General features: G+C 68.1%; 11 protein-coding genes. 4 read left to right on the top strand and 7 right to left on the bottom strand.

Going from position 1 to position 11788, the window contains the following annotated elements; translation table 11 throughout:
• Positions 1-16 precede the first annotated feature (16 nt).
• Together argF and hslO are read left to right on the top strand one after the other, a co-directional pair.
• Positions 17-940, top strand: a complete 924-nt coding sequence (argF, locus tag ABIC44_RS15235) for an ornithine carbamoyltransferase (RefSeq protein ID WP_354296406.1) — start codon at positions 17-19, stop codon at positions 938-940.
• Positions 941-1058: 118 nt separating this feature from the next.
• Positions 1059-1973, top strand: a complete 915-nt coding sequence (gene hslO, locus ABIC44_RS15230; protein WP_307100506.1) for an Hsp33 family molecular chaperone HslO — start codon at positions 1059-1061, stop codon at positions 1971-1973.
• Between the two features lie 308 nt (positions 1974-2281).
• Here the strand turns inward: hslO and ABIC44_RS15225 are convergent, their stop codons facing one another.
• The 3 genes from ABIC44_RS15225 to ABIC44_RS15215 are packed head-to-tail and all read right to left on the bottom strand — an operon-like array spanning position 2282 to position 4673.
• Entirely contained in the window at positions 2282-3073 is a 792-nt protein-coding gene (locus ABIC44_RS15225; protein WP_309697075.1) for a LysR family transcriptional regulator, read from the bottom strand.
• Positions 3070-3468, bottom strand: a complete 399-nt coding sequence (gene apaG, locus ABIC44_RS15220) for a Co2+/Mg2+ efflux facilitator ApaG/CorD (protein ID WP_309697077.1) — start codon at positions 3466-3468, stop codon at positions 3070-3072. Before apaG ends, ABIC44_RS15225 begins: the two co-directional genes overlap by 4 nt.
• The gene (locus tag ABIC44_RS15215) at positions 3465-4673 is read right to left on the bottom strand and encodes a trans-sulfuration enzyme family protein (RefSeq protein WP_309701139.1); all 1209 of its coding nucleotides are present in this window, start codon (positions 4671-4673) and stop codon (positions 3465-3467) included. Before ABIC44_RS15215 ends, apaG begins: the two co-directional genes overlap by 4 nt.
• A 135-nt stretch (positions 4674-4808) precedes the next feature.
• Between ABIC44_RS15215 and ABIC44_RS15210 the strand changes: the two genes are divergently transcribed.
• Positions 4809-5114 (top strand): hypothetical protein, encoded by a 306-nt coding sequence (locus tag ABIC44_RS15210; protein WP_309697081.1) that lies wholly within the window; start codon positions 4809-4811, stop codon positions 5112-5114.
• 131 nt (positions 5115-5245) lie between these two features.
• Here ABIC44_RS15210 and ABIC44_RS15205 read toward each other — a convergent pair whose 3' ends face one another.
• Positions 5246-7105 (bottom strand): glycoside hydrolase family 35 protein, encoded by a 1860-nt coding sequence (locus tag ABIC44_RS15205; protein ID WP_354296404.1) that lies wholly within the window; start codon positions 7103-7105, stop codon positions 5246-5248.
• A 196-nt stretch (positions 7106-7301) separates the two neighbouring features.
• Between ABIC44_RS15205 and ABIC44_RS15200 the strand changes: the two genes are divergently transcribed.
• A complete protein-coding gene (locus ABIC44_RS15200; RefSeq protein WP_354296403.1) occupies positions 7302-8546 on the top strand; it encodes a phospholipid carrier-dependent glycosyltransferase in 1245 nt (414 codons plus the stop codon).
• 105 nt (positions 8547-8651) lie between these two features.
• On the opposite strand, the gene ABIC44_RS15195 is transcribed toward ABIC44_RS15200, so the two are convergent.
• Genes ABIC44_RS15195 through recO form a run of 3 tightly spaced genes read right to left on the bottom strand, consistent with a single transcriptional unit; the run spans position 8652 to position 11587 of the window.
• Complete coding sequence (locus ABIC44_RS15195) at positions 8652-9752, bottom strand: glycosyltransferase family 2 protein (protein ID WP_309697087.1); 1101 nt, start codon at positions 9750-9752, stop codon at positions 8652-8654.
• Between the two features lie 5 nt (positions 9753-9757).
• Complete coding sequence (gene leuB / locus ABIC44_RS15190; RefSeq protein WP_354296401.1) at positions 9758-10801, bottom strand: 3-isopropylmalate dehydrogenase; 1044 nt, start codon at positions 10799-10801, stop codon at positions 9758-9760.
• 54 nt (positions 10802-10855) lie between these two features.
• A complete protein-coding gene (recO, locus tag ABIC44_RS15185; protein WP_354296399.1) occupies positions 10856-11587 on the bottom strand; it encodes a DNA repair protein RecO in 732 nt (243 codons plus the stop codon).
• Positions 11588-11788: the final 201 nt, after the last annotated feature.

Below are 11788 nucleotides of genomic sequence, written 5' to 3'. Positions count from 1 at the left end.
GACGGAGTACCGACCCATGACGATCCGCCACTTCCTGAACCTCGCCGACGCCGGTCCCGAGGGTGTGACCGCCATTCTGACCGATGCCCAGGCCCGCAAGGCCGCGCGCGCCGGTTTCACCAAGGGCCGCGTCGATGCCGACGCCCCGCTGGCCGGGCACACGCTCGCCATGGTGTTCGAGAAGAACTCGACCCGCACCCGCGTCAGCTTCGACATGGCGATCCGCCAGCTGGGCGGCACCTCGATCGTGCTCGATGCCGGGACCATGCAGCTGGGTCGCGGCGAGACGATCGCCGACACCGCGCGCATCCTGTCGGGCTATACCGACGCGATCATGATCCGCACCGACGATCATGCCAAGGTCGAGGAGATGGCGCATTATGCCAGCGTGCCGGTCATCAACGGGCTGACCGACCTGTCGCACCCCTGCCAGATCATGGCCGACCTGCTGACCGTGATCGAGGCGGGCAAGACGCTGCCCGGCATGAAGGTCGCCTGGCTGGGTGACGGCAACAACGTGCTGCACTCGATCGTCGAGGCGGGCGGACTGCTCGGCTTCGACGTGGTCGCCGCCTGCCCCAACGGTTATCACCCGGAGCCGGGCACGCTCGAACTAGGCAAGGGTCGCGCGATCTGCACGACCGATCCGCGTGCGGCGGTCGAGGGAGCGGACATCGTCGTCACCGACACCTGGATCTCGATGGGCCAGGCCCATGCCGAGGAAAAGCTGGCCGCGATGATGCCGTTCCAGGTCAATGCCGAGCTGATGGCGCTGGCCAAGCCGGATGCCAGGTTCCTCCACTGCCTGCCCGCGCACCGCGACGAGGAAGTCACGTCGGACGTCATCGACGGGCCGCAATCGCTGATCTGGCCGGAAGCGGAGAACCGCCTTCACGCGCAGAAATCGGTGCTGCGCTGGTGCTTCGGCCAGATCGGTTGATCGGCAGCGAACCGATCCTATCTATGGAAAGGCCGGCGGGTTCGTCGGCCTTTTCTCTTTCCCCCGCCGCACCGGCACCATATCGCCCGGACGTTTCCCGGCGCGTAAAGGCACGACCATGACCGACCTCACCCTGCCCGACCTCGACCGCGCGATCGCGTTCACCATCCCCGAGCAGCATGCGCGTGGCCGGCTGGTGCGGCTGGGCCCCGTGCTGGACGAGATACTGGCGGCGCATGCCTATCCCCCGGTGATCGAGCGGCTGCTGGCCGAGGCGCTGACGCTGACCGCGCTGATGGGCGCGACGCTGAAGGACACGGGCGGGCAGCTGACCATCCAGACGCGCAGCGACAGCGGCGTGATCCGGCTGCTGGTTTGCGATTATCGCGGCGGCGAGCTGCGTGGCTATATCCAGTATGACGAGGACCGGCTGGCCGAACTGCCCGCCGACCCGACGCTGTTCGCGCTGTTCGGCCAGGGCTATCTGGCGATCACCTTCGACCTGGCGGTGACGGGCGAACGCTATCAGGGTATCGTGCCGATCGACGGCGAGACGCTGTCGGCGGCGGCGGAAAGCTATTTCATCCAGTCCGAGCAGATTCCCAGCCTGTTGCGCGTCGGGATCGCCAAGGGACCGGACGGCCGCACCGTCGCGGGCGGCCTGTTCCTGCAGCATCTGCCCGAGGGCGAGGAAGGCCGCGAGCGGCTGCACGTCAAGCTCGACCACCCCGAATGGGAGCATGTCCAGGCGCTCGGCCAGACCATGCAGGCCGAGGAACTGGCCGACGCCGCGCTGCCGCTGGAGACGCTCGTGTGGCGGCTGTTCAACGAGGAACAGAATGTCCGCGTGTCGGAAAGCCCGGCCATCGTGCGTGGTTGCCGCTGCTCGGCGGAGTATATCGCCAGCGTCATCACCAAATTCTCGGTCGAGGAACGGCGCGAGATGGCGGATGCCGAGGGACTGATCCAGGTCGACTGCGCGTTCTGCGCGAAGAAATTCCCGGTGCCCTTCGACGCGGAAGCGGCGGCCTGACCGTCTTTTCCTCCCCTGTAAGGGGGGTGGCAGGGCGAAGCCCTGACGGAGGGGTGTCCCGCTATCGAGAGGGGCGACACCCCTCCACCATGTTTCGGACGGTTCCCTTACAGGGGAGGAAGGGAAAAACTCTTCGTTCCCCGGCGAAGGCCGGGGCCCAGCTTCGATGTCGGTGAGATGGCGCGATACGCTGCGGGGGAGGCATCGCCACCCGCTCGCTTTTGCCTCCCACGCGCCACAAACCCACTCCCCCAGCCGCATCGCAACTGGGCCCCGGCCTTCGCCGGGGTGCGGAGGTATATTGGAGTTTAGCCCCCCAGCGCCTCGACCAGCGCCTTGACCTTCTGCTGGCGCCATTGCGGCAGCGGGGCGACCAGCCAGTATCCCATGCGCGAGGGCACCGCCTCGCCGGTCGCGACCACGCGCCCCTCGGCCAGATCGCGCTCGGCGAGAAGCTGCGGCACCACCGCCCTACCCAGCCCCGCCGCCACCGCGTCGATCGCCAGCCCCGCATCGGTCACGCGGACCAGCGGCGTTCCTTCTTCGGGCGCGCCGGGCCAGGCGATCAGCGGTGCGTCTTCGGGACCGCCAGGAGCACCGATCGCGATCATCCCGTCCGACTCGATCGCCTCGCCCTCCAGCCCGCCGGGCCCGTCGCCCCAGCGGATGGCGAGGTCGAGATTCGCCTCGGTGAAGTCCAGCCCCTCGTCCGATGCGATCAGCGAGAAGCGCAGGTCGGGGTCGCTGGCGGCGATCGCGGCCAGGCGCGGCATCAGCCACTTCTCGGTCACGTCGCGCGGCGCGGCGATGGTCAGCGACTTGGACGACTGGCCCGCCTGCATCGCGCGCACCGCATCCTCGAATTGCAGGAAACCGGCGCGCAACGGGGCCAGCCCCGCCTCGGCCTCCGGGGTCAGTTCCAGACCGCGCGTGGTGCGGCGGAACAGGACGACGCCCAGTGTATCCTCCAGCGCGCGGATCTGCTGCCCGACCGCCGCCGGGGTGACGGCCAGTTCGTCGGCGGCGCGGGTGAAGCTCAGATGCCGGGCCGCCGCGTCCAGCACGCGCAAGCCGTTCAGCGGCAGATGCGTCCGCTTCACGATTCCACCGCCGGCGCAATCAGCGCGAAATGGGGGATGGCCGCATCGAAGGTCGCGCCGTCCGCGCCGACCATGCGATAGCTGCCCTGCATCGCCCCGCTGGTCGTCGCAAGCGGACAGCCCGAGACATAGTCATAGGCCGCACCCGGCTGGATCACCGGCTGTTCGCCGACCACGCCCTCACCCTCGACCGAATGGCGTGCGCCGCGCCCGTCGGTGATGATCCAGCGGCGGGTGAGCAGCTGTACCGGCTGATCTCCCTCATTCTCGATGCGGACATGATAGGCCCAGAACCAGCGCCCGCGCTCGGGCTCCGACTGTTCGGGCAGATAGCTGACCGACACCCGGACCGTCACCGGCCCGGTGGTCAGCGCATGGGAAAAGAGCGCCTTCACAGACCCACGGCACGCAGCGCCTGATCGAGATCGTCGATCAGGTCGTCCGCATCCTCCAGCCCGACATTCAGGCGCAGCATCCCCTCGCCAATCCCCATCTCGACCCGCTTGTCCTCGGCGACGCCCGCATGGGTGGTCGAGGCGGGATGCGTCATCAGCGAGCGCGAGTCGCCGATATTGTTGGAGATGTCGATCAGCTCCAGCGCATCGAGCAGCCCGTGCGCCTGGGTCCGCCCGCCATCGAGTTCGATCGCGAAGATGCTGCCGCCCGCCTTCATCTGGCGCATGGCGAGTTCATGCTGCGGATGGCTGGGCAGCGCCGGGCACAGGACGCGCGGCACGCGGCCCTCCAGGAAGGAAGCGACCTTCAACGCCGATTCCGACTGGCGATGGATACGCAGGTCGAGCGTCTCCAGCCCCTTGAGCACCACCCAGGCGTTGAACGCTGACAGGGTCGGGCCGGTGTTGCGGGTGAAGGGCAGCAGCGTGTTGGTGATGAAATCTTCCGAACCGCACACCGCGCCCGCCAGCACGCGCCCCTGCCCGTCCATCATCTTGGTCGCCGAATAGGCGGTCACGTCCGCGCCGAAATCCATCGGCCGCTGGAGCGCCGGGGTGGCGAAGGCATTGTCGACGACCGTGGTGATCCCACGCTCGCGCGCGATGGCGCAGATCGCCTCCAGGTCGGCCACGTCCATGGTCGGATTGGCGGGCGTCTCGAAGAAAAAGACCTTGGTCTCGGGCCGCACCGCATCCAGGAACGCCTGCGGGTCGCGGGCGTCGACGACGGTGGTGGCGATGCCGAACTTGGGCAGCAGCGTGTCGGTCAGCCAGCGGCACGAACCGAACGCCGCGCGGCCGCCGACCAGATGGTCGCCCGCCTGCAACTGGCAGAGCAGCACCGCCGTCATCGCCGCCATGCCGGACGCCATGGTCCGGCACGCCTCGGCGCCCTCCAGCAGCGCGATACGCTGTTCGAGCATCTCGACGGTCGGGTTCTGGAGGCGGGAATAGGTCATCCCCTCCTGCTCGCCCGCGAACCGCGCCGCCGCATCGCCCGCCCGGTCATAGCAATAGCCCGAGGTCAGGAAGAGCGCCTCGGAGGTTTCGCCATATTCCGACCGCGCGGTGCCGCCGCGAACGGCCTGCGTGGCGGGGCGCCATTGGGTGGTGATCGAACGGTCCTGGCCAGTCTTGCGCTTCATGCCAGCCCATTTGCCGGTCCGGGGGGCGGGGTTCAAGGATATTCGGACACGCGCGGCCAAGTGTAGCCGTTACCGAAGCGGAACGGAATTGCGATGATCCGGTTGTTGCGGCCGAAATGAACAGGGGAAATGACGATGAAGATGCGTATCGGTCTTTTGCTGGCGGCCAGCCTGGTCTCGCTGTCGGCCTGCAACAACAAGGGCACCGACAAGCTGGCAGGCCGCGTCGAGGACGCCGCCGACAACCGCGCCGACAATATGGAAAGCCAGGCGGACATGCTGCGCAACGAGGCCAAGGCGCTCGACAAGCAGGCCGAGAAGACCCGCGACTATGCCGAGGACCGCGCCGACGCGATCAAGGCCGCCGACGTCAATGCCAGTGCCATGAGCCAGGAACAGCGCGACGCGATCGTCGCCAACCAGGCCGCGGCGGTGCGCTAAAAACACCAAATTCCTCCCCTGCAAGGGGAGGTGGCAGTCCGTAGGACTGACGGAGGGGTGTCCCGGCCAGCGGTGACACCCCTCCACCATGCTGCGCATGGTCCCCCTCCCCTTGCAGGGGAGGAATGGGATCACTGCGCCTCGCGATGGTTGGTGATCTTGCCGTAGATCGGCTTGGTCACGCTGGTCAGCCGGTCACTGGCATCCCCAGTCAGGTCGAAGAACAGGACGCGGTTCGCCCCCTGCTTCATCCACGGCGCGGGCGTGAACAGCGTGTGGACGGGGCCGATCCCCCAATAGCGGCCCAGATTATGGCCGTTGAACCACAACTGCCCCTTATGCGCACCGCGCATGTCGAGATAGGTGTCGGCGGGCTGCGCCACCGTCATCTCCGCTTCGTAGAAACAGGGCCCGGTGCAGGGCCTGGCCGATAGTTTCAGCGCCGACAGGTCGTCCATCGGCAGGCGGAACATCTGCCAGTCGGTCAGCGGCTGCCCCGCCAGCGTCACCGCGCCGGTGAGGCCGGCCTGCTCGGTCCGGATGGCGTGGCTGTAGTTCACACGGCCGGTATTCTCGACCAATATGTCCAGCGTCGCGGGCGCGGTCCGCGCGGGCAGCTCCACCGTTTCCTGATCCAGCCGCCGGTCGAGCGTGCCGACCCGCTTGCGGCCCAGATAGACCTGCGCATAGCTGTGCATGCCCTTGAGCATCAGCGTCCCCGCCGGGCCCTTTGGCACGGTGACGCGGTAGAGGACGTAACCGTAATTCTGGTCGAGTTCCTCGAACGTCTTGGGCTGCGCCGCGCGGATCGGCTGCGGCAAATTGTCCCAGAGCGAGGCGCTGCGCCGGACCGGCGAGACGGGGAAACGCTGCGCGACGGTGGGCGCGGGGGTGGGGACGGCGGGCTTGCCGGTCACCTCGGCGATGGCAGCGGCGATCAGCCCGTATTTGTAGCGCGGATTGCCCGCCTCATCGATCGGCGCGTCATAGTCATAGCTGGTCGTGTCGGGGTGATAGTCCTTGCCGGTGTGCGAATCCGCCCCGTTCATCCAGCCGAAGGTGGTGCCGCCATGGACCATGTAGAGCGAGATCGAATAGCCGCGCTTGAGCATATAGGCCATTTCCTCGGCCTCTTTCCGGCCGTCGGTCTCGTGATGGTCCTCGCCCCATTTGTCGAACCAGCCCGCCCAATATTCGCCGACCATGCGCAGGCCGTCGGGACGATAGGCCTCCAGCTTGGCGATGGCGTTCTGCGCACCACCCGACCCGAAATTGACGACCGAGGGCAGGTTGGGCAGCGACCCCTTGGCCAGGTCGCCGCCCTGGTTGCTGGTGAACAGCACCCCGTCCGCCAGCCCGGCGCGCTTGTAGCTGGCCTCCAGCCCGCGCAGATAATCCTGGTCGCTGCCAAAGGCGCCATATTCATTCTCGAGCTGGACCGCGACGATCGGCCCGCCATTCTTCAGCAGCAGCGGCTTGACCTCCTGCCCCAGCCGCATCAGCCAGCGATCGACCGCGGCGGTATATTTGGGATCGGTCGAGCGTAGCACGAGGCTGCGGTCCTTGAGCAGCCAGGACGGATAGCCGCCCAGTTCCCATTCGGCGCAGACATAGGGACCGGGGCGCAGGATGACGTCCAGCCCCTCGGCCTGCGCGTCGCGGATGAAGGCGACGATGTCGTTCTGGCCGCTGAAGTCATAGGTGCCGGGGCGCGGCTCGTGCGCGTTCCAGAAGGCATAGGTGGTGATGGTGTTCAGCCCCATCGCCTTGGCCTTGCGCAGCCGGTCGCGCCAATAGGCGCGCGGGATGCGGACATAGTGCATCTCGCCCGAAATCACCTGATGCGGCTGGCCGTTGCGCAGAAAACCCTTGCCCTGCACCGCGAAGGTCCGGGGCGGGCCGTCATTGGCGGTGGGGCCTTGCGCCTGAAGCGGCGACAGGGCGGTAGCCGCCAGAATCCCGCACAAGATCGATCGAACCGCTCGCGTCACGTCACTCTCCCGCAATCTGGACCGGACGGGATGTGTCGGACGATTGCGCCCCACCCCTGCCCCTTCGCCATGGGTGCCATGCGCAAAGCCTTTCGTCAAATTGTCTGACCATTGAAAAGAGAACCGGCGCCCCTTTCGCGTCGGGCGCCACCAACCCCATTGCCCCGCTTCACCGGCGGCGTCATGACCTGGGGCCATGCGCCGCCTGCTCGCCCCCTTCAGCCGCCCGGTCCCGGCGCTCCTCGCCCTTCTGGTCGCCGCGCAGACACTGTTCTGCTGGCGGCTGACCACGCCGCACAAGCTGGTCTTCGACGAGGTTCATTACGTCCCCGCCGCCCGTGCGCTGCTGGCGCTGGAGGGGCCGGTGAACATCGAGCATCCGCTGCTCGGCAAGGCGCTGATCGGGCTGGGCATGATGGCCTTTGGCGACAATCCGCTCGGCTGGCGGGCGATGTCGACGCTGGCGGGCACCGCGATCGTCGGCGGGGTGTTCGCCATCGTCTGGCTGATGACCCGGCGGACACGCGCCGCCGCGATCGGGGCGGGGCTGACGCTCGCCAACTTCATGGTGCTGGTGCAGGCGCGGATCGCGATGCTGGACGGCTTCATGGCGGCGTTCACCGTGCTCGCGGTCGCCGCCATGGGATGGGCGATGCGCGGCACGCCCGCGCAAAGCCGGTGGCGCTGGGGCCTGGGCGCGGTGCTGCTGGGGCTGGCGGTCGGGACCAAATGGGCGGCGGTCCCCTATCTGGGCTATGCCGCGATCGGTCTCGTCGTGATGAAGCGCGGCGATCCCAGCCGCTGGCCGGGGCTGCGCTGGTGGTCGGCCTGGGGGCTGCTGGGCATTGGGGCGGGGCTGGCCTATGCCGCGACCTTCACACCGGCCTTTTTCTATGCGCGCGATCCGCTGACCGTGGCGGGGTTCGTACCCTTTCAGCTCGACATGTATGCGCGCCAGACCCAGGTGCTGGCGGCGCACACCTATCAGTCGGCCTGGTGGAGCTGGCCGGTGATCGGGCGGCCCATCTGGTATTTCTACGAGGTCGCCGACGGGGCGCAGCGGGGCATCTTCCTGCTCGGCAATCCGGCGGTGATGTGGGGCGGGCTGGTCGCGGTGGCGGCCTGCGCGCTGGGCTGGGTCCGGACGCGCGAGGTGCGGCCGGGGTTCGCGGCGGCGCTGTGGATCGGCGGCTTCGCGGTCTGGGCGATCATCCCAAAGTCGCTGGGCTTCTACTATTATTACTTCCTGCCCGCCATCTGGCTGTCGGTCGCGCTGGCGGTGGCGATCGATCGGTGGCGGGCGGCGCTGCGCGACTGGGACGAGGCCTATCTGGTCGCGACCGCCTGTCTGTTCGTCTATTTCTATCCGATCCTGACGGCAGGGGCGCTGGCGGGGCCGAAGTCCTTCGTGCGGTGGACGTGGTTTGTCGATTGGCGGTGAGCTTGTCGCTTGGCCTTCGACTTCGCTCAGGCTGAACGGCGTTTGGTACCAGAATCCGTTCAGGCTGAGCGAAGTCGAAGCCCACGCCCCAGCCTCACCGCCGGCTCAATACCGCCCCCAGACGAACCGCGACGACAGCGCATAATTCCACACCGCGCCGACCAGCACCCCGATCAGCGCCGACACCGCCCATTCATTGGCCCGCGCATCGTGCAGAAAGGCCGCGACGCCGACATTGGCGATCGCCCCGACCGCGCAGACCAGGCAGAAGGACACCCAGCCGTCGAGCAGCGGCCGGAACCCGCGCAGGCGCCGATCGCGATAGGTCAGCGCGTTGTTCAGGAAGAAGTTGAACGTCATCGCCGCCGCCACCGCGACGATCTGGCTGGCCAGGAAGGTCGCGCCCAGCAAGACGAAGAACAGGCTCAGCACCGCCATATGGATGCCGACCCCCAGCACCCCGATCGCCGAGAACATGGCGAAGCGCACCGGCACCACCTTCCCGAACCGCCGGTCGTAGAGCGCGATCAGATATTCCATCGCGACGACGTGATCGAGCTTCGACTCGCCCTCGGTCCGCACGCGGAAGACATAGGGCATCTCGGCGGCGCGCAAGGGGCGCGGCGAGGCGCTCATGATGTCGAGCAGGATCTTGAAGCCGATTCCCGACAGATGCGGCACCGTCTCACGCGCCACGGCCGTGCGGACCATGAAGAAGCCGCTCATCGGGTCGGACAGGTTCACGTTCAGCACCCGCTGCGACAGCCGGGTCGCAAAGGCCGACTTGGCCACCCGGTCGCGGTCCCAGTCGCCCGTGCCGCCGCCATCCACGAAGCGCGAGCCGACGACGATGTCGAGATCGTCCTCCGCCTGCAACCGGTCGAGCATCTTGGGCAGCAGCGTCTCGTCATGCTGCAGATCGCCATCGATCACCGCCACCATCGGCGCGGCGGTGGCGCACATCCCCTCGATACAGGCCGAGGACAGCCCGCGCCGTCCGATCCGCTGGATCACCCGGACGCGGGGATCGACCCGCGCCAGCTCGCGCGCGGCATCCGCCGTGCCGTCGGGGCTGTTGTCGTCGACGAAGATCGCCTCCCACCGCCGCCCGGCCAGCGCCTGGTCGAGCTTGGCGATGAGCACGGGCACATTGGCGCGCTCGTTGAAGGTCGGGATGACGACCGCGAGTTCGAGGAGCGCGCTCACCGGTATCAGAGGCGATCGAGGATCGCGTCGGCCATGGCGCGGGTCGACAGGCTGCCCCCCAGATCGCCGGTCCGCGCACCGTCGCGGATCGCGCTGGCCACTGCCGCATCGATCCGGTCGGCGGCCTCGCCCAGCCCCAGCGAGTGGCGCAGCATCATCGCCGAGGACAGGATCGCCGCGCACGGATTGGCCTTGCCCTGCCCGGCAATGTCGGGGGCCGAGCCATGGATCGGCTCATACAGCCCCTTGCCCGTCGCGCCGAGCGCGGCGGAGGGCAGCATCCCGATCGAGCCCGCACACATCGACGCCTGATCCGACAATATGTCGCCGAATAGATTGCCGGTCAGAATCACGTCGAACTGGCCCGGATCGCGCACCAGCTGCATCGCGCAATTGTCGACATACATATGCTCGAGCGCGACCTCGGGGTAATCCTTCGCCACCTCGACCACCACGTCGCGCCACAGCTGCGAGGTTTCCAGCACATTGGCCTTGTCCACCGACAGCAGGCGGCGGCGACGGCGCATCGCCGTTTCGAAGCCGACACGGGCGATCCGGGCGACCTCTTCCTCGTCATAGCGCATCAGGTCATGACCCTCGCGCAACCCCGCCTCGGTGGTGCCGCGACCCTTGGCGCCGAAATAGACGTCGCCGGTCAGTTCGCGCACGATCACCATGTCGATGCGCCGCGCGATGTCGGGGCGCAGCGAGCTGGCATCCTCCAGCCCCTCGAACAGCCGGGCGGGGCGCAGATTGGCGAACAGGCCGAACGCCTTGCGCAGCCCCAGGATCGCCTGTTCGGGCCGATGCGCGCGCTCCAGCGTGTCGAAGCGCGGATCGCCGACCGCCCCGAACAGCAGCGCATCGGCGCGCTCCGCCACCTCCAGCGTCTCGGGCGGCAGCGGATGGCCCGCCGCTTCATACGCCGCGCCACCGACCTTGGCCTCCTCGAAGGTCAGGCCGAGGTCCAGCGCCTCCAGCACGCGCCGCGCTTCGGCGGTCACTTCCGGGCCGATGCCGTCACCGGCGAGGATCGCGATCAATGCCATGGCTGGCCCCTTCTCATTTCCGTTCGGAGCGCCCTTTGCCTTAGCGGGCGGGCATCACGCAACCGCCCTTTTGAAACGATCGAACAGCCGGGCGCGGGCCGGCATCGGATCATGGCGCAGACCGGCCAGGATATCGCGCGCCAGGAAATGCGCGGTGATCCGCCCGGCGGCGAAGATATCGGGCCAGTCCCCCGCCCCGCCCTCGCGCAGAAAGGGCGGCAGGGGAAACAGCCGCGCCTCGTAACCGAACGCTACCCCCGCCGACACCGCCGCGCCGCTCTTGGGGCTGACATAGGCGAGATCGGTCGTCCCGCCGGTGACGGTGCACCGCTCCAGATCGAGCCCGAACCCCAACTGCCCCAGCAGCAGCAACTCATAGCGCACCAGCGCTCCCGCCCAGCCCCGCGCCGAGGGGGCCGACTCGATCGCGGTCAACACCGCGTCGAGCGCGTCGTACAGTATGGGAAAAGGCTGCTCCTCGGGCAGCGCGGCAGCGGTCAGCGCGCACAGCCACTCGATCCCGGCGGCAGCCAGCGGCTCGCCGTGGAGCCCCGCGCGGCTATGCCCCGGCTCGATGGTCAGCGCGGCGAGTTGCTCGACCGTCCGCGCCCGCCATTCGCCGATAATGCCGTTACCCGGTTGCAGCACCGGCCTGAGCGCCCGCGACCGCCCGCCCCGGACATAACCCGGCTGCACCCCGTCCTCGCGGGTCAGGGCCCGCACGATCGCCCCATGCTCGCCATGCGGCCGGACCGACAGGATGATGGCGGGGGCGACGCGGTGCATGGAGGGGATGTAGGGGGGAATGCCATGGATGGCGAGCGGACCGATCCGCGCTGCCCCCTCAACCGAAAAAATCAGGGCGGATCGACATTCAGCATTGCTTCTTCTGCCCCTCTCCCCTGGACAGGGGAGAGGGTTAGCGAAGCTTGCCAGCCTGCTGGCTAGCGCAGCTTGGGTGAGGGGTTGAGCGAGCCCAAAGGCTCG

It is taken from the genome of Sphingomonas sp. 1185 (assembly GCF_040544655.1).
GTDB lineage: Bacteria > Pseudomonadota > Alphaproteobacteria > Sphingomonadales > Sphingomonadaceae > Sphingomonas.
Note: the sequence above shows the minus strand (reverse complement) of the source record. Positions and strands in the feature narration are given on the sequence as shown.

Coding starts and splice junctions, on each gene's coding strand:
- argF (WP_354296406.1), top strand. CDS start 17: ATGACGATCCGCCACTTCCTGAACCTCGCCGACGCCGGTCCCGAGGGT.
- ABIC44_RS15200 (WP_354296403.1), top strand. CDS start 7,302: ATGCGCCGCCTGCTCGCCCCCTTCAGCCGCCCGGTCCCGGCGCTCCTC.
- ABIC44_RS15215 (WP_309701139.1), bottom strand. CDS start 4,673: ATGAAGCGCAAGACTGGCCAGGACCGTTCGATCACCACCCAATGGCGC.
- recO (WP_354296399.1), bottom strand. CDS start 11,587: ATGCACCGCGTCGCCCCCGCCATCATCCTGTCGGTCCGGCCGCATGGC.
- hslO (WP_307100506.1), top strand. CDS start 1,059: ATGACCGACCTCACCCTGCCCGACCTCGACCGCGCGATCGCGTTCACC.
- leuB (WP_354296401.1), bottom strand. CDS start 10,801: ATGGCATTGATCGCGATCCTCGCCGGTGACGGCATCGGCCCGGAAGTG.
- ABIC44_RS15210 (WP_309697081.1), top strand. CDS start 4,809: ATGAAGATGCGTATCGGTCTTTTGCTGGCGGCCAGCCTGGTCTCGCTG.